This is a genomic window from Pseudaquabacterium inlustre (assembly GCF_038066595.1).
Taxonomy (GTDB): Bacteria; Pseudomonadota; Gammaproteobacteria; order Burkholderiales; family Burkholderiaceae_C; genus Pseudaquabacterium; species Pseudaquabacterium inlustre.
The window spans coordinates 619,398-643,680 of record NZ_JBBUTH010000008.1; the positions used below are offsets into that span (position 1 = coordinate 619,398).

21 protein-coding genes are annotated in these 24,283 nt (G+C 70.4%); 20 read left to right on the forward strand and 1 reads right to left on the reverse strand.

Features of this window, described 5'->3' with window-relative positions; translation table 11 throughout:
- Positions 1 to 16: 16 nt before the first annotated feature.
- On the reverse strand, positions 17 to 6,166 hold the full coding sequence (locus AACH10_RS17225) for a CHAT domain-containing protein (protein WP_341411693.1): 6,150 nt from the start codon (positions 6,164 to 6,166) through the stop codon (positions 17 to 19).
- A gap of 410 nt (positions 6,167 to 6,576) precedes the next feature.
- On the opposite strand from AACH10_RS17225, the gene AACH10_RS17230 reads away from it, so the two are divergent.
- From AACH10_RS17230 to AACH10_RS17325, 20 genes are all read left to right on the forward strand, one after another.
- On the forward strand, positions 6,577 to 7,668 hold the full coding sequence (locus AACH10_RS17230) for a hydrogenase small subunit (RefSeq protein WP_341411694.1): 1,092 nt from the start codon (positions 6,577 to 6,579) through the stop codon (positions 7,666 to 7,668).
- A gap of 42 nt (positions 7,669 to 7,710) precedes the next feature.
- Complete coding sequence (locus AACH10_RS17235; RefSeq protein ID WP_341411695.1) at positions 7,711 to 9,567, forward strand: nickel-dependent hydrogenase large subunit; 1,857 nt, start codon at positions 7,711 to 7,713, stop codon at positions 9,565 to 9,567.
- Between the two features lie 48 nt (positions 9,568 to 9,615).
- Positions 9,616 to 9,825: a hypothetical protein gene (locus AACH10_RS17240; RefSeq protein ID WP_341411696.1), complete on the forward strand. Its 210-nt coding sequence runs from the start codon at positions 9,616 to 9,618 to the stop codon at positions 9,823 to 9,825.
- A 34-nt stretch (positions 9,826 to 9,859) separates the two neighbouring features.
- Positions 9,860 to 10,591: a Ni/Fe-hydrogenase, b-type cytochrome subunit gene (cybH, locus tag AACH10_RS17245; protein WP_341411697.1), complete on the forward strand. Its 732-nt coding sequence runs from the start codon at positions 9,860 to 9,862 to the stop codon at positions 10,589 to 10,591.
- A 26-nt stretch (positions 10,592 to 10,617) separates the two neighbouring features.
- Positions 10,618 to 10,968, forward strand: coding sequence for a HigA family addiction module antitoxin (locus tag AACH10_RS17250; protein WP_341411698.1), 351 nt, complete (start codon positions 10,618 to 10,620; stop codon positions 10,966 to 10,968).
- 45 nt (positions 10,969 to 11,013) lie between these two features.
- Positions 11,014 to 11,733 (forward strand): HyaD/HybD family hydrogenase maturation endopeptidase, encoded by a 720-nt coding sequence (locus AACH10_RS17255; RefSeq protein WP_341411699.1) that lies wholly within the window; start codon positions 11,014 to 11,016, stop codon positions 11,731 to 11,733.
- 6 nt (positions 11,734 to 11,739) lie between these two features.
- On the forward strand, positions 11,740 to 12,048 hold the full coding sequence (locus tag AACH10_RS17260; protein ID WP_341411700.1) for a HypC/HybG/HupF family hydrogenase formation chaperone: 309 nt from the start codon (positions 11,740 to 11,742) through the stop codon (positions 12,046 to 12,048).
- A 62-nt stretch (positions 12,049 to 12,110) separates the two neighbouring features.
- Complete coding sequence (locus AACH10_RS17265) at positions 12,111 to 12,611, forward strand: thioredoxin domain-containing protein (RefSeq protein ID WP_341411701.1); 501 nt, start codon at positions 12,111 to 12,113, stop codon at positions 12,609 to 12,611.
- A 39-nt stretch (positions 12,612 to 12,650) separates the two neighbouring features.
- On the forward strand, positions 12,651 to 13,556 hold the full coding sequence (locus AACH10_RS17270) for a hydrogenase expression/formation protein (protein ID WP_341411702.1): 906 nt from the start codon (positions 12,651 to 12,653) through the stop codon (positions 13,554 to 13,556).
- Between the two features lie 106 nt (positions 13,557 to 13,662).
- On the forward strand, positions 13,663 to 13,884 hold the full coding sequence (locus AACH10_RS17275; protein ID WP_341411703.1) for a rubredoxin: 222 nt from the start codon (positions 13,663 to 13,665) through the stop codon (positions 13,882 to 13,884).
- 18 nt (positions 13,885 to 13,902) lie between these two features.
- Positions 13,903 to 14,442: a [NiFe]-hydrogenase assembly chaperone HybE gene (gene hybE / locus AACH10_RS17280; RefSeq protein ID WP_341411704.1), complete on the forward strand. Its 540-nt coding sequence runs from the start codon at positions 13,903 to 13,905 to the stop codon at positions 14,440 to 14,442.
- Positions 14,439 to 15,617 (forward strand): serine/threonine-protein kinase, encoded by a 1,179-nt coding sequence (locus AACH10_RS17285; protein ID WP_341411705.1) that lies wholly within the window; start codon positions 14,439 to 14,441, stop codon positions 15,615 to 15,617. Before hybE ends, AACH10_RS17285 begins: the two co-directional genes overlap by 4 nt.
- Complete coding sequence (locus tag AACH10_RS17290; protein ID WP_341411706.1) at positions 15,610 to 15,975, forward strand: hydrogenase maturation nickel metallochaperone HypA/HybF; 366 nt, start codon at positions 15,610 to 15,612, stop codon at positions 15,973 to 15,975. Before AACH10_RS17285 ends, AACH10_RS17290 begins: the two co-directional genes overlap by 8 nt.
- 3 nt (positions 15,976 to 15,978) lie before the next feature.
- On the forward strand, positions 15,979 to 17,061 hold the full coding sequence (gene hypB / locus AACH10_RS17295) for a hydrogenase nickel incorporation protein HypB (RefSeq protein ID WP_341411707.1): 1,083 nt from the start codon (positions 15,979 to 15,981) through the stop codon (positions 17,059 to 17,061).
- A 40-nt stretch (positions 17,062 to 17,101) separates the two neighbouring features.
- On the forward strand, positions 17,102 to 18,349 hold the full coding sequence (locus AACH10_RS17300) for a Kae1-like domain-containing protein (RefSeq protein ID WP_341411708.1): 1,248 nt from the start codon (positions 17,102 to 17,104) through the stop codon (positions 18,347 to 18,349).
- 3 nt (positions 18,350 to 18,352) lie between these two features.
- Entirely contained in the window at positions 18,353 to 18,601 is a 249-nt protein-coding gene (locus AACH10_RS17305; RefSeq protein WP_341411709.1) for a HypC/HybG/HupF family hydrogenase formation chaperone, read from the forward strand.
- Positions 18,598 to 19,737, forward strand: coding sequence for a hydrogenase formation protein HypD (gene hypD, locus AACH10_RS17310; protein ID WP_341411710.1), 1,140 nt, complete (start codon positions 18,598 to 18,600; stop codon positions 19,735 to 19,737). The genes AACH10_RS17305 and hypD overlap by 4 nt, the downstream gene beginning before the upstream one ends.
- Complete coding sequence (hypE, locus tag AACH10_RS17315) at positions 19,734 to 20,789, forward strand: hydrogenase expression/formation protein HypE (RefSeq protein WP_341411711.1); 1,056 nt, start codon at positions 19,734 to 19,736, stop codon at positions 20,787 to 20,789. The genes hypD and hypE overlap by 4 nt, the downstream gene beginning before the upstream one ends.
- Positions 20,790 to 20,834: 45 nt before the next feature.
- Positions 20,835 to 22,745 carry an enoyl-CoA hydratase-related protein gene (locus AACH10_RS17320; RefSeq protein ID WP_341411712.1) on the forward strand — a complete coding sequence of 637 codons (1,911 nt, stop codon included), beginning with the start codon at positions 20,835 to 20,837 and terminating at the stop codon, positions 22,743 to 22,745.
- Positions 22,742 to 24,283, forward strand: coding sequence for a sigma-54-dependent transcriptional regulator (locus AACH10_RS17325; RefSeq protein ID WP_341411713.1), 1,542 nt, complete (start codon positions 22,742 to 22,744; stop codon positions 24,281 to 24,283). The genes AACH10_RS17320 and AACH10_RS17325 overlap by 4 nt, the downstream gene beginning before the upstream one ends.

The following is a 24,283-nucleotide window of genomic DNA, read 5'->3' on the forward strand; positions in this document are numbered from 1 at the left end:
CCCACTCCGGCAACCTTCAGCGCTTGCGGCGCGCGCGCTTGGCGGATGGCTCGACGGGTGCTGCGGGCGCCGGGGCGGTCTTCACGGCTGCCTTGGCGGGTGCCTGGCTGACCGCTGTGGTGGTCGACTTGGTGGCCGCATTGGTGGCCTTGGCTGCGGGCTGCCGGGCCGGCGTCTTGCGGGCCGGGGCGGCCTTCTTCGCCGGGGCGGCCTTGCGCGCGGGCTTGGCGGGCTGCGCGGCGTCTGGCGGCGCGTCTTGCGGCACCTGCCGCGTGCTGCCCGGCATCAGGCGTTCGCCCAGGTCGTGCAGCGATTGCGCGGTGCGCAGATCGGCCGCCGCACCGGCACCGCCCTGCCGGCCGCGTGCAGCGAAGAACTGGGCCGTCATGTGCAGCTGCTGCGCAACCGAATCCAGGCCGCGTAACGGCATCATCACGCCGTCGAGATCATTGACATACTTGCTGTACAGGCGAGCGACAGCGGCGTTTGATGTGGTGGCCGCAAGTTCGCCACGCAGCAGCGCCATCGTCAACTGCGCGTCGGCGACCATCACCGCATCCCAGAACTCGCGCGATGCCCGGAAGCTGGCGTTGGCCGAATCGCCGCAGCGTTGCGCCAATTCAAGCCGTGCGGTGGCATCGACATGCGGCGCTAGCGAGGTGTCCCAAGCCGCCAGTGTTAGCCAGTTCAGCACTGAATAGGGGTGCCGCTCAGGCGCCTCCTCGTGCGCGGTTGCAGCACGGTACCAGCCGAGGCTAGCTTGCAGGTCCTGCCGCATCTGCGCCAGACGGCCGGCGCGGGCCAGGACCACGGCACGGCGCTTATAGGCGCTGCCCAGCAGGCTAGCTCGCTCAGGCGTAAGACCGGACGAACCAGCCTTGGCCACGGCCGGAGCGCCCGCCAAGAGAGACAGCACGTCGGTCACGCGTGTGATGGCGCGGTCCAGCAAGGCCAAGTCATCGGTTGCCTCACCGTGGCGGGCTTCCAGATTGGCTAGTTGCTGTACGGCATCGATGTCTATGTGGCCAACTTGGCGTGGATCGTCAAGCGCCCTCCAAAAAAGGGTTATCGCCTCTCCGAAATACCTGGGCCCAAGATCACTGAACAACTGCGCGGCTGCAACAGCTACCTCGGAGTGAGCCGACCACTCGATGTGGGCCCTAAGACGCTCATTTAGCCATTGCGCTGTATTTTCTACTACCGAAGGAGTAAGCGCTTGGTGTTGCCGCATTACATCCCTGCGACGGAGTTGCAGTTCTTCGACCAACTGCCGCGGAGAAACAAATTCTTCAGTAGCGAGGCAGTTCGATCCTGTTTCTTCGCTGTCGCTGGCGGTATCGCTCGCAAAACGCCAGTCGGGTTCCCCGTAGGCTTGGTAAGCGCCCCATGTCGTACTATCTCGAAATCGTTCGTAGGTTTTCCGGCGTGCTTCGAATACTGCGTCTCCGAAAGAAGATCGTCCAATCAGTAGGCGCTCGTAAAATGTGGTCGCAAACAACTGTGCTGCTGCGTCATCTACTGCCCACCCGGCTACCACCACCGAGCGTACACCAGCTTGGATAAGTTCGCGCGCCAAGCTGGCCGCCAATCGGTTCCGGTTGGCTTGATGCGGCACGTCGCCTGATAAGTCGATCTGCCCAAGATGGCAACAGTTCAAAAATACCAATTCCGGCACAGCTTGCATCGCGCTAATTTCAGCTGCCGTTATTAGCAGGCCGTCAGACAAAACTACACCACTGCGTGTTCCGCCATCGGGGTGCGGAAGATCGACAACGCCGTGCGCAGCGATGTGCAATAGTCGCCAAGGACTGTCAATAAGGGCGGTTATGACTTCGAGGGATCGCCGATTCTGGCCAATTAGAGCCGTAGGCTTCCACATTGCCCTCTGTAAAACATCGACGACAGTTTGAGCTTCATTCTCGGCCTCAGGGAGTGAGTCTGGATCGCGCCATGGCGCACTACCAGCCCTTGTGAACGCAGCACCGAAGCCCTCGTAGGATGGATTGCCAATGACTAGAGCAAGCTGACCCGACGCTTGGTGTACCTGCGTGCTGAACTGCAGCGTCGCAAGTTGTCGGACCAATCTTGTGCGGTAGGCTAGCGGGACATCGTCTATGCGCATCATCTCCCAAGGAAGATTGGCAGTGGCGCCATCCAAAACCAGAACCGTGCGATCTAGCTGTCGAACGGCATCTTTCAACTCATTGGGAATCAACAGCTGAAATAGCGATCGCCCAAATGCCTTGTCAACCTCAGATTGTCTGAGTTGCTTTTCAGTCAGTCGCTCGACCAGTCCCGGCTGGCGTTGCTGAATTTGAGCCTCGACCCGGGCGCGCCTTGAGCCCAAATATATGAACCGCAGTCGATTGGCTACAGCGCGGCGCATGCCATGTTCTCGAGGGCTACTTACCTGTTCCCTGGAGTCATCACCATAATTCGCTGGGGCAGATTCAACTATGCCATCATCGCTGGTAGAGCTAACCAATAGTCGCCACCAATGTGACACGCCGCGTGTATCAAGTAGGCGCTCGCGCGCGCCGTTACCTTCCTTGATAGGTAGGACGACCAGGCCACATCGTAGTGACCGATCATATGCGCGCGCTTTTTGTAATTTATCGAGGTGCAAAGCCGCGCTGAATGCGGTGTCTCTATAGACCTCCACTATATCTAGTGAATCAACGTGCCATTTACTGCTTGTTGCTTCTCGGAAGCTATGGTTGGCTTCATCGGTTCCCTTGATAAGGGCGGCCAAAACATCGCCAATCCCCAATCCGGCCGCCGTGTCATTTCCAATGAGGAGTGAAGCTAGAGGTAGGCCTGCATCATGTTCATCTTCTGGTTCTGTCAACCCCGCATCCAGTACGTATAGCAGTAGCCGAGTAACAGCACTGCGAACAGCAGTTGTGAGTGCGGGTGCACCCAGCGAACCATCAAATGGCCCTAGCCCGGCTACAACTACACCTTTGAGGCTTCTATAGGTGCTGCTCGCTGTCCGCTTTACTGGTAGTACCACCGTCGCGGATCCGATGGGGCCTGCATACAGACCCAAGTCATATCGCTTGCGCAATTCGCCTGGGATGTAGTCGCGATCAATAAGTGCTTCCGCACCCGAGATTGCGTCTCGCTCGTAATGTCCAACAAGGATAGGTCGATTGAGTGCACGTAGATCGTCGTTGCAAATGCGCACGTAGAGCTTGCGTTGGCCCCGGGCATGCGTATTCCGCTTGGCTTCGCGGCGCATCAAACTCGCTGCCAACTCCTCTTGGTTGGGCACCAACGGCGGGCCGGCGTCGTAGGCCACGGGCTGGGTGATCTCGGCACCAGTGGTGTCGCGCGCACGTGGCGGGCTGGTCAGCAGGTTGCCGGACTGGCCGGTGCTGATCAGCGATGCGATGGCCTCAAAGTACTCGGCCGTGTCGGCCAGCGCGCCGTGGCTGGCCGGCATGTAGTAGTACTGGCCGATGCCGCCCAACTTACCCGAGGGCCAGCTGACCGTGCCGTCGCCATGCGGCGTGGCCAGCATTTGCCAGCGGCCGTTGCGCTTGACGATGCCGCAGGCCGTGCTGCTGGCCACGCCGTGGACGTAGAAGGTGCGATCCTCGAAGCCGGTTGGCAGGCTGGTGGCGGCCGGGCCCTGGCGCCACAGCCAGCCGCCCTCGTCGAGCGCCTGCTTCGACAGCTGTGCCACCACGCCCGTGCCGAACCAGAGGTCCTTGATCTCGCGGCGGAAGGTGTCCCACACGTCGGTGCGGAAGTAGTCGGGCAGCTGCTGGCCGGCGCCGCCCAACTGGGCGGCCTCGTCGATGAAGCCCGGCCGCGGCAGCAGGGCCAGCGGGCCGCGGAAGCCGCCCACCAGATCCAGCACCTGCTGCAGGCTGTGCTTCAGGCTGGCATGGGCCAGCATGCGCACCGTGTCGCCCTTGCCGATCAGCATCTCCACCATCTGGTGCGAGCCGTGATTGGGCGTGCCCAGCATCACGAAGCGCGCGCCTGGGCGTTGCATCAGCTCGGTCCACAGCGCCGGGTGCTTGACGATCATGGCCCGCGTGACGAGCCCGCCCATGCTGTGCGCCACCACGCGCACCGGACGGGCCGGGTTAGCGCTGGCATCGAGCACGGCGCGGACACGCGCGGCCAGCGTATCAGCCAGCTGGTCGAGCGGCAGGCGCCAGTCATATGGGAAGCGCTCAACCTGATGGCTGGCCGCCAGGTGTTCGCACAAGTCGCCGTAGGACATGTCGAACAGCTTCTCGGCTTCAACGTTCGGTTGACCGTACTTCACCTTCTCCAAGCCGCCGGCTAGCAGGTCCAGCGGGTCCATCCACACTCGATCCTTGCGGTTGACCCACAAATGCGTGCCCATCACGCCGGGCAACACGATGACGACCGGCAGGTTGGTGGTTGTCAGGCCACGCTGGGCGGCCCGAGCAATGTCGCGACGGCGCGTCTCTTCGGCGCTGCGTTCGGGCACCAGGGCCGGAAGTGAGCTGAACTGCGACAGCGCCGTGGGGTCGGCCTCGGTCAGCCACCGTCGCAGCGCCTCGCGCGTGTTGGGGTTGGTGAAGTAGCGGAAATGGTTGACCTCGGGGCCCTGGTCAAACAGGCGCCGGGTGGTGGCCGGGCGCGCCACGCCGGCGCTCATCGAATCGGTGTCGACGACCAGGTCGTTGTCCACGCCGTCGAAGAACATGTGGTCGGTGAACAGCACGCCCAGGCGCTTGAGCAGGCCGCCACCCTCGATGTCGCCGGCGATCACCGCCATCTGCGTGCCATCCTGCGCCGGCAGGCGGGCCAGCAGCCGCGCCATCGGCGAGCCCGGCAGCATGGCCTCGATGCCCGGCACGCGCTGCGGCCGGGTGCGGTTCTTCGCAATCTCGAGCACCACGCGCTTGAAGGCCGTGTACCAGGGGTTGCCGGCCAGGCCGGGCACCAGGCCGATCAGCGATAGCAGGCCCGACAGGAAGACATCGAAGTTGCCGCTGGCCAGGCGCGTGCCGCGCGCCGGGCAGGCCACGCGCACATAGCGCTCGATGACGAAGCCGCGGCCTTGCAGCAGCGAGGCCAGCTCGCGCAACGCGGCGCGCTGGCGCTCGTAGGCCGTGGCCAGCTCGGCGCTCAGGCGTTCGCGGTCGGCATCGTCGTCTACGCCGCCCAAGGCCACCGTGTCGACGGCGTAGCCGGCCAGCAACGCGTCCAGATCGGCGCCGCCCTGCGCGGCCAGGCACATCAGGTCAGCCACCATGCCGCCGCGTGAATGGCTCACCAAGTGCAGGCGCGCGCCCGCGGGCAGCGCGCGCGCCAGCTGCAGCGCGTTGTCGATCGGGCTCTCCGACAGCGAGCGGTGCTCGAAGCCGTAGATGCGCTCGCCGTACTGCAATTCCAGCGCGCGCCAGGTGTCGGGTGAGCCGGATTGCAGCTCGCCAAAGCTGCCGCCCACGCTGGACGCCGTGCCGTGGATGAACACCAGCGCAGCACCCTTTGCCGTTTCTTTGGCCAGGCGCGGATCGTTCTCGGGCGCGAACAGTGCCGACGGCTGCGTCTCGCCGCCGATCCAGCGGTACAGGCCGTGGGTGCGGCCGTGGCGGTCTTCGATCGCCCACATCAGCGCCTTGGTGCCCCACCAGGTGATGCCCAGCTGGTCGGCTACCTTGCCGGCCATCTTGTCTCCCAGCCACTCGCGCAGCTTGTCGCCGGCGGCCTGGGTGATGGCGTCGCCGGCCTGGCCCACATCCAGCGTGGTGACGCGCGCCACCAGCTGCGCCGCCGCATCGCCCACGCCGCGGCTGGCGCTGGCATGCTGTTCCAGCCCGGCCAGGGCCACGCTACCGTCGGGCAGCACCAGCTCAGGCGCCACCTGGGCCAGCGTGCGCTGCAGGTTCTCGGGGCTGGTGTAGACGGTGACGCCCTCGGCCAGCTCGATCGCCAGCACCTGGCCGGCGGCCGGGGCCAGTTCCTGCGGCTGGCCGGCGGCCACATCGCGGGCACCGGGGCTCAGGTCAATGGCCTGCACGGCGCGCACGAAGCCGGCGGGCAGGAAGCGGTCATCCTCGCCCGGGCCGGCGCCGCGGTGGCCGGCGGCCAGGCCGCGTGGCAGCGCGGGCTTTTCGATGTGGCGCCCCGGTGGCGTGACGATCTTCACCGGCGGACGGGGGGTCGACTGGGCCATGCTGCCTCCTGCGCTTTGTGGCGGCGGTGGATGCGCGGGCGTTGGCGCCGATCAGCGGCCAGACCAGCTCGCGCCACCGGTGCGGACCAGTGTAGCCAGCGGCCCCTGCCGCTTCGTCTGCTGCGTTGGGGATGGTCAGCGCGCTTTCGCTCCGGCGCCGGCACTGCAAGCCGGCTTTGCAGCGCCGGCGCCGGGCTGTCGGGCGATCTCGACGAGGCTGGATCCAAATCAAATGATTTCAAGCACTTGGCGCGGCCTCTCGGTGTTTTCCCGGCCAGTCCCTGGCGATGGCACACAACTTGTGACGAGGGCTGCACGCGCCGGAAGGCGTGCCTGCGGTTGACGGTGCCCTTGCGCGCTGTGGCCGCCTTCAGACGACAGCGTCCAGCGCAAACGGAGAACACGACCCCATGGAGACCTTCTACGACGTGATGCGCCGCCAGGGCATTTCGCGGCGCAGCTTGATGAAGTACTGCTCGCTCACCGCGACCTCGCTCGGCCTCGGCCCGGCCTTCGTGCCGCAGATCGCCCATGCCATGGAGACCAAGCCGCGCACCCCGGTGCTGTGGCTGCACGGCCTGGAATGCACCTGCTGCAGCGAATCGTTCATCCGCAGCGCGCACCCGCTGGCCAAGGACGTGGTGCTGTCGATGATCAGCCTGGACTACGACGACACGCTGATGGCCGCCGCCGGCCACCAGGCCGAGGCCATCCTCGAAGAGATCATGGCCAAGTACAAGGGCAACTACATCCTGGCCGTCGAGGGCAACCCGCCGCTCAACGAGGACGGCATGTTCTGCATCCAGTCGGGCAAGCCCTTCGTCGAGAAGCTCAAGCGCGTGGCCAAGGACGCCAAGGCCATCATCGCCTGGGGCTCGTGCGCCAGCTGGGGCTGCGTGCAGGCGGCCAAGCCCAACCCGACGCAGGCCACGCCGATCCACAAGGTGATCACCGACAAGCCCATCATCAAGGTGCCCGGCTGCCCGCCGATCGCCGAGGTGATGACCGGCGTGATCACCTACATGCTCACCTTCGACCGCATCCCCGAGCTCGATCGCCAGGGCCGGCCGAAGATGTTCTACAGCCAGCGCATCCACGACAAGTGCTACCGCCGGCCGCACTTCGACGCCGGCCAGTTCGTCGAGGCCTTCGACGACGACTCGGCGCGCAAGGGCTACTGCCTCTACAAGGTGGGCTGCAAGGGCCCGACCACCTACAACGCCTGCTCCACGGTGCAGTGGAACGAGGGCACCAGCTTCCCGATCAAGGCCGGCCACGGCTGCATCGGCTGCAGCGAGGACGGCTTCTGGGACAAGGGCTCGTTCTACAACCGCCTGACCGACATCCACCAGTTCGGCATCGAGGCCAACGCCGACAAGGTGGGCGGCACGGCCGCCGGCGTGGTGGGCGCGGCGGTGGCGGCGCATGCCGCGGTCAGCGCGCTCAAGCGCGTGGCCTCCAAGGACACGGCCCGGGACACGGTCGACAGCGGCGCCAAGTAAGCGCACGGCCCACCCTCGAACAGAACACTCAGGAACATCCAAATGGGCGCGTACGAAACGCAAGGCTTCAAGCTCGACGACAGCGGCAAGCGCATCGTCGTCGATCCCGTCACCCGCATCGAAGGCCACATGCGCTGCGAGGTGAACGTCGACTCCAACAACGTCATCCGCAACGCGGTGAGCACCGGCACCATGTGGCGCGGCCTCGAGGTCATCTTGAAGGGCCGCGACCCGCGCGATGCCTGGGCCTTCGTCGAGCGCATCTGCGGCGTGTGCACCGGCTGCCATGCGCTGACCAGCGTGCGCGCGGTCGAGGACGCTTTGGGCATCAAGATCCCGAAGAACGCGCACCTCATCCGCGAGATGATGGCCAAGACGCTGCAGGTGCACGACCACGCGGTGCACTTCTACCACCTGCATGCGCTCGACTGGGTGGACGTGGTGTCGGCGCTGAAGGCCGACCCCAAGAAGACCAGCGAGCTGCAGCAACTGGTTTCGCCGAGCCACCCGCTCAGTTCGCCGGGTTACTTCCGCGACATTCAGAACCGGCTGAAGAAGTTCGTAGAGAGTGGACAGCTCGGTCCTTTCATGAACGGCTACTGGGGCAGCAAGGCCTATGTGCTGCCGCCCGAGGCCAACCTGATGGCCGTGACCCACTACCTGGAGGCACTCGACCTGCAGAAGGAATGGGTCAAGGTGCACACCATCTTCGGCGGCAAGAACCCGCACCCCAACTACCTGGTGGGCGGCGTGCCGTGCGCGATCAACATCGACGGCGACGGCGCCGCCGGTGCGCCGATCAACATGGAGCGGCTGAACTTCGTCGAGGCCCGCATCAAGGAGATGATCGAGTTCAACGCCAACGTCTACATCCCCGACGTGCTGGCCATCGGCACGATCTACAAGCAGGCCGGCTGGCTGCATGGCGGGGGCCTGAGCGCGCTGAACGTGGCCGACTACGGCACCTACGAGAAGGTGGCCTACGACCCCCGGACCCAGCAGCTGCCCGGCGGCGTGATCCTGGGCGGGAACTGGGACAAGATCGAACCCATCGACCCGCGCGACCCCGAGCAGGTGCAGGAGTTCGTCACCCACAGCTGGTACAAGTACGGTGACGAGACCAAGGGCCTGCACCCCTGGGACGGCGTGACCGAGCCGAACTACCAGCTCGGCGCCAAGACCAAGGGCTCGCGCACCCACATCCAGCAGATCGACGAGAGCGCCAAGTACTCGTGGATCAAGAGCCCGCGCTGGCGCGGCCATGCGGTGGAGGTGGGCCCGCTGTCGCGCTACATCCTGGGCTATGCCCATGCGCTCAAGGGCAACAAGCACTGCCAGCGCGTGAAGGAGCAGATCGAGAGCTCGGCGGTGGCCATCAACAGCGCCATCCCCAAGGCCCTGGGCCTGCCCGAGACGCAGTACACCGCCAAGCAGCTGCTGCCCACCACCATCGGCCGCACGCTGGCCCGCGCGCTGGAAAGCCAGTACTGCGGCGAGATGATGATGGACGACTTCAAGGAACTGGTCGCCAACATCAAGGCCGGCGACCGCGCCACCGCCAACGTCGAGAAGTGGGACCCGAGCACCTGGCCCAAGGAGGCCAAGGGTGTGGGCACGGTGGCCGCGCCGCGCGGCATGCTGGGCCATTGGGTGAAGATCAAGGACGGCAAGATCGAGAACTACCAGTGCGTGGTGCCCACCACCTGGAACGGTTCGCCGCGCGACCACAAGGGCCAGATCGGCGCCTTCGAGGCCAGCCTGATGAACACGCCCATGGTCAACCCCGAGCAGCCGGTGGAGATCCTGCGCACGCTGCACTCCTTCGACCCCTGCCTGGCCTGCTCGACCCACGTGATGAGCGAGGACGGCCGCGAGCTGACCACGGTGAAGGTGCGCTGAGGCGCCCGCACCGGCGTCCGCCGCCTTCCCCGACCGGAGACATTCGACATGACGACTTCCCTGCCTTCCTTCCTGACCCGCAGTGTGAGCGGCCTGGCGGCCCTGGCCGCCAGCGGCGCGGCGCTGGCCCACCCCGGCCATGGCGCCGACATGTTCCACCAGCATGGCGAGTGGCTGCTGGCCCTGCTGGCGCTGTGCGCGGTGGGCGGCGTGGCCTGGCACCTGCTGCGCCGCCGCGACAACGGCCGGCGCGACTGAGCCCCGACGCCCGACGCCAGAAGGAGACAACGAGATGACCCCATCCGCATCGCCGCACGTGGCCTCGGCCACCGGCGTCGACGACGAGGCCGTGGCCCACGGCCGCACCATCCGCTCGGTCTACGTGTACGAGGCGCCGGTGCGCGTCTGGCACTGGATCAACGCCGCGTGCATCACCGTGCTGGCCGTCACCGGCTACTTCATCGGCCAGCCACTGCCCACGCAGCCGGGCGAGGCCAGTGCCAACTACCTGATGGGCTACATCCGCTTCGCGCACTTCGCGGCGGCGTATGTGTTCGCGGTGGGTCTGCTGGGCCGCATCTACTGGGCCTTCGTGGGCAACCACCATGCGCGCGAGCTGTTCACGCTGCCCATCCTCACGCCGGCCTACTGGCGCGAGGTGCGCACCATGCTCAAGTGGTACGGCTTCCTGATCCCGCAGCCCAGCCAGTACGTGGGCCACAACCCGCTGGCGCGGCTGGCCATGTTCTTCGGCTTCTTCCTGTTCTCGGTGTTCATGGTCTGCACCGGCTTCGCGCTGTATGGCGAGGGCGCGCAGGCCGGCTCGTGGCAGGAGCGCCTGTTCGGCTGGGTGATCCCGTTGATGGGCCAGAGCCAGGACGTGCACACCTGGCATCGCATGGGCATGTGGGGCATGCTGATCTTCATCACCGTGCATGTCTACGCGGCCATCCGCGAGGACATCATGGGCCGCCAGAGCATCGTCTCGACGATGGTCTCGGGCCACCGCACGTTCAAGAAATAAGCCGCCGACGACGCGAGCTGCCCGCCATGCGCGCCCCGATGCTCCACCCCAGCGGCGTGCCCCGGCGTGCGCCGGTGCACCCGGGGCGCTTCCTGCAGCGCTATGTGCTGGCGCCCATGGCCATCAGCCAGAGCGAGGCGGCGCGGCGCCTGGGCATCAGCCGGCGCCGCGTCAACGAGATCGTGATGGGCCACCGGGCGATGTCGCCCGACACGGCCATCCGCTGCGCGCTGGCCTTCGGCCTGCCGGCCGACGAGTGGCTGGCACTGCAGGCGCAGTGGGACAGCTACCACGCCTGGAAGCAGTTGCGCCGCACGCTGGCGCCCCGCACGGCGGCCCCGGCCGGCCGGCCCACCGCCCGGAGGCGTGCGGCCTGACGGCGGCACGCCCTCTCCCCCCAAACCCACCCGACGAGACAGCCCATGCGCGCCGCCGCCCCCGAAAGCACCTGCCACCCCCCGTGTAACACCCCCGACACGGCAGCCGACGACACCATCGTCGTGCTGGGCATCGGCAATGTGCTGTGGGCCGACGAGGGCTTCGGCGTGCGTGCGGTCGAGGCGCTGGACGCCCGCTACGCCTTCGCACCGAACGTGCGGCTGGTCGATGGCGGCACCCAGGGCCTGTACCTGATCCAGCATGTGCAGGCCGCGCGCAAGCTGCTGATCCTGGACGCCATCGACTACGGCCTCGCACCCGGCACGCTCAAGCGCGTGGAGGACGACGAGGTGCCGCGCTTCCTGGGCGCCAAGAAGATGAGCCTGCACCAGACCGGCTTCCAGGAGGTGCTGGCATTGGCCCGCCTGACCGGCAGCTACCCCGACCGCGTGCTGCTGATCGGCTGCCAGCCCGAGGAGCTGGAAGACTATGGCGGCAGCCTGCGCCCGGTGGTCAAGGCCGCGCTGGAAGAGGCGGTGCAGCAGGCCGTGCAGCGCCTGCGCGAATGGGGCGCCGACCCGCAGCCGCGCCAGGCACCGCCGCCGCAGGACGAGGCCGTGTGCGTGCCCACGCTGTCGCTCGGTGCCTACGAGGCCGGCCGCCCCGCCGAGGCCCAGGCCTGCCGCATCGGCGACGAGCGCTTCATGGTCAGCCCGGCCGCCGCGGCGGCACTGCTCGGCACCCAGCCGGTGCCCCAGGGCTGAGCGGCCATGTGCATCGGCATTCCCATGCAGGTGGTGGCCATGCGCGAGGGCTTCGCGCAGGCCACCGGCCGCGGCGAGCAGCGCGAGGTGAGCACCGCGCTGGTCGGCCCGGTGCAGCCGGGCTACTGGCTGCTGGTGTTCCTGGACGGTGCGCGCGAGCTGATCGACGCCGCGCGCGCCGCCGAGGTCAACGCCACGCTCGACCTGGTGCAGGCCGCGATGGACGGCGGCCAGCCCGATCCGCGGCACGACCCCGGCTTCAGCCTGCCCTCGGCGATGACGGCCGAGCAGCTGGCTGCGCTGGCCGGCCAATGACCCGTCTGCGCCCCGACGCCCGGCCCCATCCCTGAACCGAACCCCCCAGCCACCGAGACACCATGAGCACCGACACCCTGGACACCCCCACCACCGCCGACCCCACCGATGGCGCCGCGCCGCTGGTGCAGCGCCTGGTCACCCAGCATGGCGCGCGCTGGATCGGCCGCGCCCAGCTCGAGGCCTTCCTGGCCGAGCCCGGTGACCGCGTGCTGTTCTTCCACGGCGACCCGGTGCGCTTTCCCGAGGTGGTGGACGTGGCCGTGGTGCTGCCCGAGCTGCAGCGCGCGGTGGCCGACGGCACGCCCGGCGGCCGCTTCCAGGTGGGCGTGGTGCCGCGCGCCGACGAGGACGCGCTGGCCGCGCGCTTCGACGTGCAGCGCTGGCCCTCGCTGCTGTTCCTGCGCGACGGCCGCTATGTCACCGTGGTGGCCGGCATGCTGGACTGGCTGGACTACGTGGCCCGCGTCAACGAGGCGCTGGCCCTGCCCGCCACGCGCACACCGGGCATCGGCGTGCGCGTGGTGCGGGCCGGCGCGGGCGACGCCGCCGGCTGCCGCTGAGCCGCCCCGCCTTCCCACCCCTTCCCGCACGAGACCCCCATGAGCATCCGCGACTTCACCGCCGGCACCAAGCCCTTCCCGATCCCGGTGATCGCCGACATGCCCTTCGGCATCGGCAGCCAGACCGAGGACGAGACGCTGGACTACATCACCATGCCGCAGGGCATGGCCACCTTCCAGCCGCCGCCGCTGCCCGAGCCCGAGGACCTGGCCGGCCACGACGGCGCGCTGTCGGCGCTGCGTGCGGTGCTGGCCGCGCTGGACCTGCGCAACGCCGGTGGCACGCCCGCCCCGGTGGTGCTGGCCGGCCTGCCGGCCGCCGACCTGGCACTGATCAACCAGGTGCTGGGCGAGGGCGAGGTCAGCGCCCAGGTGCTGGCCGATCCGGCGCGGCCGCTGCTGAGCCAGGCGCGCATCCAGGAGTCGGTGTTCGCCGGCGTGTGGCGCGTGGTGGAGTGCCTGGCCGACGGCCGCGTGATCGACCGCATCGAGGTGGGCGACGCGCCGGCGCTGCTGCGCGAGGCGGCGCGCGCCGACGCCACCGGCCCGGCGGCCGACATGCTCGCGGCCCCGCCGGGCGTGCTGAACGCCCAGCCCATCCTGGTGGAGCTGGAAGACCACCGCCAGACCTGGCGCGCCGGCCAGCCGGCCCAGGTGGTGAACCTCACGCTGCTGCCCTGCGGCCCCGAGGACATCGCCTTCATCGACCATGTGCTGGGCACCGGCCGCGTGCTGGTGCTGTCGCGCGGCTATGGCAACTGCCGCATCACCAACTGCCGCGTGGCCAACACCTGGCGCGTCGTGTACTACAACTCGCAGGACACGGTGATCCTGAACTCGGTGGAGGTGGTCGACCTGCCCGAGGTGGCCTGCGCCGCGCGCGAGGACCTCGAAGACTCGCGCGAGCGCCTGGCCGAGGTGCTGGCCTGGGTGGAGCAGGCATGACGCTGACCGGAGTCACCGTTGGCGGGACGAGCGCCGGGCCGCTCCCAAGCCGGCCCGCCATCCCCTTGGGGGATCGACCGGCGTACTCGCCGGGCGAGGGGCAGACATGACTTTTGAGGGCAGCTACCTGGGCGATCGCAACCGGCTTCCGGCCGATGCGCGCCTGGAGTGCAAGATCTGCTGGTGGGTGTACGACCCCGCCGAGGGCGACGCGCAGTGGCAGATCCCGCCCGGCGTGCCCTTCGCCGAACTGCCGGCGCACTGGCGCTGCCCGCAGTGCGATGGCGACGCCGACCAGTTCATGGTCCTGCCTCCCGCCAACGCCTGAGCCCCGAGGCCTGACGCCATGACCGCCCCCTTGCTCACCCGCCGCGTCGAGGCGCTGGAAAGCGCCTTCCGCCACATCGCGCGCAGCCGCATGGCGGGCGTGCCGATCCTGCATCCGTCGCTGGCGGTGCAGGCGGTGGGCTTTGCACCGGCGCCGGCCGAGGCCGGGCCACCCGGCGTGGCGCTGGGCGTGCTGATCACGCCGTGGTTCATGAACCTGGTGCAGCTGCCGCTGGATGCCGATGCGGCGCAGGCGCTGCCGCAGCCCGGCCTGAGCCAGGCACTGGCCATCGGCGACTGGCGCTTCGACTTCTTCGGCGGCGAGGAGGAGGGCCTGGGCCGCTATGCCGCCGCCTCGCTGTTCTCGCCGATGGCCGAGTTCGTCGACCAGGCCGCTGCCGTGGCCACCGCGCGCGAGGTGCTGCTGCAGCTGCGCCCGGTGGCGCCTGTCGCGGCTTCCGTCGTGGCCCCCATCGCCGTGACCGCAGCCCCTCCGGCCGAGCCGGTGCCGGCGCGCCGCGGCTTCCTGTTCGGCCGCAGCAACGCAGGCGCGCGATGAGCACCGGTGCCGATCTCGCCGGCCGCCTGCTGCTGCACCCCGGCCCAGGCCTTGCGCCCGCCATCCACAGCACGCGGCCGCAGGGCTTGCAGCGCGTGGCCCTGGGCCAGCGCGCCGAGCAACTGCCCACGCTGATGGCGGCGCTGCATGCGCTGTGCGCCCATGCCCACCGCCTGGCCGCGCGGCTGGCCGTGCGTGCCGCGCGTGGCCAGGCAGGGCTGCCCACCGCCGCCGAGCGCCTGGCACTGCAGGCCGGCACCGCGCGCGACCAGATCCTGCGCCTGGCCCACGACTGGCCGCGCCTGCTGCCCAGCGCCGAGCCGCACGCTGCCGCGCTGGCCGAGGCCTTGCGCAGCTGCCCGCTGTGGCGGCCCGGCACGGCGCCCACCGCCGCGCTGGCCGGCCTGCCCGATTGGCTGGCGCAGCAGTGGCTGGGCCAGCCGGTGGCCGACTGGCTGGCCGCCTGGGCCGCCGACCCGCTGGGCTGGCCGCAGCGCTGGGCCCAGCAGCAGGCCACGCCGCTGGCCCGACTGCTGGCCGGGCAGTGCGCGGCCGCGCAGGCCCTGGCCACGCCGCAGCGGCCCTGGTTGCCGTTGGCAGATGCGCCGGCCGCAGACGCCAGCCGAGCCACGGACGCAGGCCCGCTGGCAGCCTTCGATGCGGCACTGGCCGAATGGCGTGTCGAGGCGGCCGATCCGCGCGGCGGCGACCCCAGCGCGTCGCGGCCCGACACCGGCCCGTGGAGCCGCGCGCATGACCGCGTGGCCCCCGCAGCCCACAATGCCTGGATGCGCCTGGTGAGCCGTCTTGTCGACCTGCTGCAGCTGGCCCGCCCGGCCGGTGCCGACTGGCTGTCCGCCGGCGCCGCATCGCCCACCGCCGGCGAAGGCCTGGCCTGGGTGGAGACCGCGCGCGGCCTGCTGGTCTACCGCGTGGGCCTGGAGGCCGATGACGGCAGCCCCGCCGGCCCGCGCCTGCAGGCGCTGCAGGTGCTGGCGCCCACCGACTGGAACTTCCATCCCCACGGCGTGCTGGCCGAGGCCCTGCGCGCGCTGCCGGCCGACGACAGCGCCGCCGCCACCCGCCTGGCCGTGGCCTTCGACCCCTGCGTGGCCTTCACCGTGGCCACCCCCGCCGCACCAGCCGCCGCGCAACCGGAGCCGCAACATGCATGAGATGAGCCTGGCCGGCGGCGTTCTGCGCGTGGTGGAAGACGCCGCCGTGCGCGAGCGCTTTGCCCGCGTGAAGCGGCTGACGCTGGCCGCCGGCGCGCTGTCGGGCGTGGAGGTGCGCGCGCTGCGCTTCGCCCTCGATGCCATCGCCCCGGGCACCTGCCTGGACGGCGCCGAGATCGAGATCCTGGAGCCGCCGGCCCAGGCCTGGTGCCTGCCTTGCGGCGCCACGGTGCCCATCCGCTCGCGGCTGGACGCCTGCCCGCAGTGCGGCAGCCACCAGATCCAGCCCACCGGCGGCACCGAACTCACGGTGCACGAGCTGATCGTGCACGACGAATCCCCCTTGCAGGAGACCTGAACCATGTGCGTTGTCTGCGGTTGCGCCAGCACCGGCCACGAGCATTCCCATGACCATGCGCACGGGCATGGACACGACCATGCCCACGGTCACGGCCCGGCCGTGGCCGCCAATGGCGACCTGCACTACGGCGCCGGCAGCGCCCGCGTGTCGGTACCCGGCATGAGCCAGGCCCGCGCCATCCAGCTCGAGACCAATGTGCTGGGCGAGAACAACCGCCTGGCCGCGCTGAACCGCGCGCACTTCGCCGGCCACGGCATCGCCGCCTACAACCTGGTGTCCAGCCCCGGCTCGGGCAAGACCACGCTGCTGTGCGCCACCATCGAGGCACTGAAGGCGCGCGCACCGCGGCGCGCGGTGGCCGTGATCGAGGGCGACCAGCAGACCAGCCACGATGCCGACCGCATCCGCGCCACTGGCGCCCCGGCCATCCAGGTCAACACCGGCAAGGGCTGCCACCTGGATGCGCAGATGGTGGCCGATGCATTCGGGCGGCTGCCACTGCATGACCATGCGCACCACGACCACGCGCCTGGGCACGGCGCGGTGGTGTCGAAGGGCGAGCCCGGCGCCGGGCCGCCCCAAGGCGGGCGAGGCCCCCTCGGGGGGCGGGACGGCAGCGGCGCAGCCGTTGACGGACCGGGGGCACCCATCCTGTTCATCGAGAACGTCGGCAATCTGGTGTGCCCGGCGATGTGGGACCTGGGCGAGCGCGCCAAGGTGGCCATCCTGTCGGTCACCGAGGGCGAGGACAAGCCGCTGAAGTACCCCGACATGTTCGCCGCCGCGCGCCTGATGGTGCTGAACAAGGTGGACCTGCTGCCGCACCTGGACTTCGATGTGGCGCGCTGCATCGACTACGCCCGCCGCGTGAACCCCGGCATCGAGGTGCTGCTGGTCTCGGCCAAGAGCGGCGCCGGCATGGACGCCTGGCTCGACTGGCTGCTCGATGCCGACACCAGCGCCCAGCCCGCCGCGCCGATGGCCGACACCGGCACCGGCACCGAGGCCGCGCTGCGCCAGCGCATCGCCGAGCTGGAAGCCAGGCTGGCCGCGCTGGACAGCCACGGCGCCACGGCGCGCTGAGCTTCAGCCTCTGTCGCAGCCACCGTCACCGGTCCTCACCATGTCCGCCCCGCTCACCCAGGCCTCGCTGCCCGTCGCCGCCCCGGCGCGCGTGCTGGCCTGCGGCGCCTTTCTCAAGAACACCGCCTGCCTGATCGAGCCCGATGGCGCCGGCGGCACGCGGGCGCTGTGGTCGGCACTGCACGACGACCTGGGCACGCCCGAGGCCTGCGCGGCACTCGACGCCTCGGTGGCCGCGCTGGTGGCCGCGGCCAGCGGCCCGATCGCCGCCGTGGCGCATGACCTGCACCCCGACTTCCACAGCACCCGCGTGGCCGTGGCCTGGGCGCAGCGCCTGGGCGTGCCGGCCATTGCCGTGCAACACCACCAGGCCCACATCGCCGTGGTGCAGGCCGAACGCGGCATCACCGACGACACACCGCTGATCGGCCTGGCGCTGGACGGCGTGGGTCTGGGCACCGACGGCACGGCCTGGGGCGGCGAGTTGCTGCGTGTGCAGCGCGGCCGCATGGAGCGACTGGATCACCTGCCGTTGCTGCCACTGCCGGGCGGCGACGCCGCAGCACGCGAGCCCTGGCGCCTGGCCGCGGCCGTGCTGCACCAGGCCGGCCGGGCCGATGAGATCGTGGCCCGCTTCGGCGCGGCGGTGGGCGAGGCCGCCGCGCGCGGCGTGGCCCAGCTGCTGGCGCGGGATCTGCGCTGCCCGCGCAGCAGCGGCGCTGGCCGCTGGTTCGATGCCGCCGCCGGCGTGCTGGGCCTGAGCGTCAAGCAGGTGCACGAGGCCGAGGCCGCCATCGCGCTGGAGCAGGCCGCCACCACCTGGCTGGCCGTGCATGAAGCGCCCGCGCTGCCGGCGCCGTCGCTCGACCTGTGGCCGCTGGTGGTCGACCTGCTCGACGAGCCCGATGCCGGCCGCGGCGCGGCGCGCTTCCATCTGGCGCTGGCTGATGGCCTGGTGGCGGCCGCCGCTGAGGCCGCGGCGCATCTGCCGGCGCCGGCCACCGTGGTGCTGGGCGGCGGCTGCTTCTTCAACCGCCTGCTGAGCCAGCGCGTCACCGATGGCCTGCAATCGCGTGGCCTGCAGGTGCACCGTCCCGCCACCGTGGGCTGTGGTGATGCCGGCCTGGCGCTGGGCCAGGCGTGGGCCGCCGCGTTGCAATGCGCGACCGCCGACCTGTTCGAAGGGGGGCGGGCCGAGCGCCGGGCCGCTCCCAAGCCGGCCCGCCAACCCGCCCGGCGGGTGGCGGCGCGTACCCGCGACGCCGGGTGCCCCAATCTGGAAGCCTGAGCCATGTGCCTCGCCCTGCCCGCCCGCGTGGCCGAACTGCTGTCGGCCGACGAAGCCATCGTCGAGCTCGGCGGTGTCAAGAAAACCGTGTCCATCGCGCTGACGCCCGAGGCCCGGCCCGGTGACTACGTCATCGTGCACGTGGGCCATGCCATCGGTCTGCTCGATCCGCTGGAGGCCGAGCGCACGCTGGCGCTGTTTGCCGAGATGGCGGCCAGCGCCGAAGCCAGCCCCTCCGGAGCCAACGCATGAAGTACGTGGACGAATTCCGCGATGGCGCGCTGGCGCGCGGCCTGGCCGCCGCCATCGCTGCCGAGGTGCAGCCCGGCAAGCGCTACAGCTTCATGGAGTTCTGCGGCGGTCACACGCACGCCATCGCGCGCTACGGCGTCACCGAGCTGCTGCCGCCGGCCGTGCGCATGATCCACGGCCCCGGCTGCCCGGTGTGCGTGCTGCCGATCGGGCGCATCGACCAGGCGATCCAGATGGCCTTGGAAAAGGGCGCGATCGTGGCGACCTACGGCGACACGATGCGCGTGCCGGCCTCGCAGAGCCTGTCGCTGATGAAGGCCAAGGCGCGCGGCGCGGACATTCGCATGGTCTATTCAGCCGCCGATGCGGTGAAGCTGGCGCGCCAGAACCCGGGCCGCGAGGTGGTGTTCTTCGCCATCGGCTTCGAGACCACCACGCCGCCCACGGCCCTGGCCATCCGCCAGGCGGCCAAGGAAGACCTGAAGAACTTCAGCGTGCTGTGCTGCCATGTGCTGACGCCCAGCGCCATCACCCACATCCTCGAATCGGCCGAGGTGCGCCAGTACGGCACCGTGCCGATCGACGGCTTCGTCGGCCCGGCGCATGTCAGCATCATCATCGGCTCTGGGCCCTACGAACACTTTGCCGAGGAGTACCGCAAGCCGGTGGTCATCGCCGGCTTCGAGCCGCTGGACGTGATGCAGGCCGTGCTGATGCTGGTGCGCCAGGTCAACCAGGGCCGCGCGGTGGTGGAAAACGAGTTCACCCGCGCCGTCACGCGCGAGGGCAACCTGGCGGCGCAGGCGGCGGTGGCCGAGGTGTTCGAGCTGCGCGAGCGCTTCGAATGGCGCGGCCTGGGCGAGGTGCCGTACAGCGCACTGAAGATCCGCCCGGCCTTCGCCCGCTTCGACGCCGAGCAGCGCTTCGGGCTGGGCTACAGCCCTGTGCCCGACCACAAGAAGTGCGAGTGCGGCGCCATCCTGCGCGGCGTCAAGCGGCCCACCGACTGCACGCTGTTCGGCACCGTGTGCACGCCCGAGAACCCGATGGGCTCGTGCATGGTGTCGTCCGAGGGCGCCTGCGCGGCGCACTACTCGTATGGCCGGTTCAGAGACATTCCCGTGGTGAGCGCATGACCATCAAGCCCGACTACATCCGGCCCATTGACTTCAAGCATGGGCGGGTCGACATGAACCACGGTGCGGGCGGCCGCGCCGGCGCCCAGCTGATCGAGGAACTGTTCGCCCGCGCCTTCGACAACCCGGCGCTGCGCCAGGGCGACGATGGCGCGGCGCTCGACATGCCCGCCGGTCATCGCCTGGTGATGGCCATCGATGGCCATGTCATTTCGCCGCTGGAGTTTCCCGGTGGCGACATCGGCTGCCTGGCTGTGCACGGCACGGTCAACGATGTGGCGATGATGGGCGCCACGCCGCTGTACCTGGCGGCCAGCTTCATCCTCGAGGAGGGCTTTGCGCTGGCCGATCTGAAGCGCATCGTTGAATCGATGGCCGCGGCCGCGCGCGATGCCGGCGTGCCCATCGTCACCGGCGACACCAAGGTGGTGGAGCAGGGCAAGGGCGATGGCGTGTTCATCGCCACCACCGGCGTCGGCGCGCTGCCGATGGGCCGGCGCATCGGCGGCGCGCAGGCGCGACCGGGCGATGTGGTGCTGGTGTCCGGCACGATCGGCGACCATGGCGTGGCGGTGCTCTCGCAGCGCGAGTCGCTGGAGTTCGAGACCCAGATCGTCAGCGACACCGCGGCCTTGCACGGCCTGGTGGCGGCGCTGCTGGCGGCCGTGCCCGAAGGCGCGGTGCACACGCTGCGCGACCCCACGCGCGGCGGCCTGGCCACCACGCTGAACGAGATCGCGCGCCAGTGCGGCGCCGGCATGCTGCTCCACGAAGCCGACATCCCGGTGCAGCCGCAGGTGGAGGCGGCCTGCGAGCTGCTGGGCCTCGATCCGCTGTACATCGCCAACGAGGGCAAGCTCATCGCCATCGTCGCGCCCGCGCATGCCGAGGCGGCGCTGGCCGCCTTGCGCGCGCATCCGCTGGGCCGGGCGGCGGCCCGCATCGGCGTGGTGCAGGACGATGCCCACCGCTTCGTGCAGATGGCCACCCGCTTCGGCGGCCGGCGCGTGGTCGACTGGCTCAGCGGCGAGCCGCTGCCGCGCATCTGCTGAGCCGCCCCGGTTCTGCACGCCGCCACCGCGACGAGGCCCCTGCCCATGCGTTCCCCCACGGTCCTGCCGGTCGCCCCGGAGCTTGACGGGGCTGACGCGCCGCAGGCCGGTGCGCGGCCGCTGCGCATCCTGCTGCTGGCCCATGCCTTCAACGGGCTGACGCAGCGCCTGTTCGTGGCGCTGCGCGCGGCCGGCCACCAGGTCAGCGTGGAACTGGACATCGCCGATGCCGTCACCGAGGAGGCCGTGGCCCTGGCCGACCCCGATGTGCTGATCGCCCCGTTCCTCAAGCGCCGCATCCCCGAGCCGGTGTGGCGCCAGCGCGTCTGCCTGGTGGTGCACCCCGGCCCGCCGGGCGACCGTGGCCCCTCGGCGCTGGATTGGGCCGTGCTGCGCCAGCGCGAGCAGCCCAGCCGCGCCTGGGGCGTCACAGTGCTGCAGGCCAGCGGCGAGTTCGATGCCGGCACGGTGTGGGCCTGGCAGCCGATCACGCTGCGGCCCGAGGCCAGCAAGGCCAGCCTGTACCGGCACGAGGTGACGCAGGCCGCCACGCGCGCCACGCTGGCCGCGCTGCAGCGCTTCATCCCCGGCCAACTGGCGCCGGCGCCGCTGGCCGCGCCGCTGCCGCAGCCGGCGCTGCGCACCGGCTGGCAGCCGCTGGTCACGCGCGCGCAGCGGCAGATCGACTGGGCGCGCTGCAGCGCCGACACCGTGCTGCGCCTGGTGCGCAGTGCCGATGGTGCGCCGGGTGCCTGCGCCACGCTGTTCGGCCAGCCGGTGCGGCTGTTCGATGCCCATGCCGCCACCGCGGCCGAGGCCCGGCGTGCGCTGGCCGCGGCACCTGGCCAGGCGGTGGCCCGCCGCGGCCCGGCCGTGCTGCTGCGCTGCGCCGACGACGCCGACGGCCAGCCTGGCGCGGTGTGGATCGGCCAGGTGCGGCGCGAGGCCGAGGCGCCGGCGCCGGCAGCCGCCGAGGCCGCGCCACCGCCGCCGGCAGCCGCCGAGGCCGCGCCACCGCCGCTGAAGCTGGCTGCCACGCTGGCCTTCGTGGCCGAGGCTGCGGCGCTGCCCGACTGGCCGCTGCCGCTGATGCGCGACGCCGCCGACGGCTGGGACGAACTGCACTACAGCGAGTTCGGCCCGCCGCGCGGCCGTGTCGGCTGGCTGGAGTTCGACTTCCACAACGGCGCGATGGGCGAGCGCGCCAGCCGCCGCCTGGTCGAGGCGCTGCGCTTCGCGCGCGGCCGCGACACCCAGGTGCTGGTGCTGGCCGGCGGTGCCGACTTCTTCAGCAACGGCATCCACCTGCACGAGATCGAGCAGGCCGCCCGCGTGCCCGGCGACAGCGCGGCCGAGGCCTCGCTGCGCGCCATCGAGGCCATCGACGACGTGGCGCTGGAGATCCTGACGCTGACCGACCGGCTCACCATCGCCGGCCTGCGCGGCAATGCCGGGGCCGGCGGCTGCTTTCTGGCGCTGGCGGCCGACCGCGTGTGGGCGCACGCCGGCGTGGTGCTGAACCCGCACTACAAGAACATGGGCAACCTGTACGGCAGCGAGTACTGGACCTACACGCTGCCGCGCCGCATCGGCGCCGATGCGGCACGCGCGCTGATGCAGGGCCGGCTGCCGCTGGGCGCCGCCGAGGCGGCGGCGCAAGGCGTGATCGACGACTGCTTCGGCACCGACCGCGAGGACTTCGAGGCCCAGCTGGCCGCCGCCGCGCTGGCCCTGGCCGGCGCACCCGAATGGCCGGCCCTGGTGCAGGCCAAGCAGGCCCGGCGCGCGGCCGATGAAGCCCGGCGCCCACTGGCCGCCTACCGCGCCGACGAGCTGGCGCAGATGCGCCGCAACTTCTTCGGCTTCGACCCCAGCTACCATGTGGCGCGCCACCACTTCGTGCATCGCAAGCCCCACGCCTGGACGCCGCGCCACCTGGCCACGCACCGCCGATGAACGCCCCGGATCCCCTGAGCCCTGCCGCGCCCTTCGACGCCGACGACCACCTGCCCTGCGTGCTGGTGGTCGACGACGAGGTGCGCTCGCAGGAGGCCATGCGCCGCACGCTGGAAGAGGACTTCCAGGTGCTGACCGCCAGCGATGCCGCGGCCGCTCGCGCGCTGCTGGAGCGCCACCGCGTGGCCGTGATCCTGTGCGACCAGCGCATGCCCGGCCAGAGCGGTGTCGACTTCCTGAAGGACGTGCGCGCGCGCTGGCCCGAGGTGGTGCGCGTGGTGATCTCGGGCTATGCCGACAGCGAGGACATCATCGCCGGCGTCAACGAGGCCGGCATCTACCAGTACGTGCTGAAGCCCTGGGTGCCCGAGCACCTGCTGGGCACGGTGCGCAGCGCGGTGGAGGCCAGCCAGCTGCAGCAGGGCCTGCACCGGCTGGAGATCGACCTGCGCGCCGGCACGCCGGCGCTGCGTGCCCGCCTGGGCGAGAAGCTGCGCGAGGCGCGCAGCGTGTTCGATTTCGAGCGCATCGTGCGCGCCCCCGGCAGCCCGCTGGACGGCGTGTGCACGATGGCCGAGCGCGTGGCGCGGCATGACCTGTCGGTGCTGGTGTTGGGCGAATCGGGCACCGGCAAGGAGCTGATGGCGCGCGCCATCCACTACGCATCGCCCCGCGCCAGCCGGCCCTTCGTGGTGGAGAACTGCGCCGCCATCCCCGACACGCTGCTGGAAAGCGAGCTGTTCGGCCACAAGCGCGGTGCCTTCACCGGCGCGGTGGAAGACCATGTGGGCCTGATCCAGCGCGCCGACGGCGGCACGCTGTTCCTGGATGAAGTGGGCGAGACCTCGCCGCTGTTCCAGGTCAAGCTGCTGCGCGTGCTGCAGGAAGGCGAGCTGCGCCCGGTGGGCTCCACGCGCACCGTGCCGGTGGATGTGCGCATCATCGCCGCCACGCACCGCCAGCTGGAGGACGAGGTGCGCGCCGGCCGCTTCCGCGAGGATCTGTACTACCGCCTGGCCGGCGTCACGCTGCAGATGCCGCCGCTGCGCCAGCGACCGGGCGACATCGCCCCGATTGCCGAGCGCGTGCTGGCCGATGTGTGCCGCGAGCTGGGCCTGGGCCCGGTGCGCTTCGACGACGATGCGCGCGCCGTGCTGATGGGCTATCCGTGGCCCGGCAACATCCGCGAGCTGCGCAACGAGATCGCCCGCGCGCTGGCCCTGCGTGGCCCCGGCGCCGATGCCGCATTGCTGCGCGCCACCGACTTCTCCACCAAGCTGCTGCAGGGCCAGACCGGCCGCGCCACCGCCGGCACGCCGGCCGACGCCTTGTCTGCCGGCGCCGCCCAGGGCACGCTGCAGGACCGGCTGGATGCCATCGAGGCCATGCTGCTGCGCGAGGTGATGCTGCGCCACCGCTGGAACAAGACCCGCGCCGCGGCCGAGCTGGGCCTGTCGCGCGTGGGCCTGCGTGCCAAGCTGCTGCGCTTCGGTCTGGAATCACGCGCCGAAGCCGCCGCCTCGGACAAGAAGCACTGA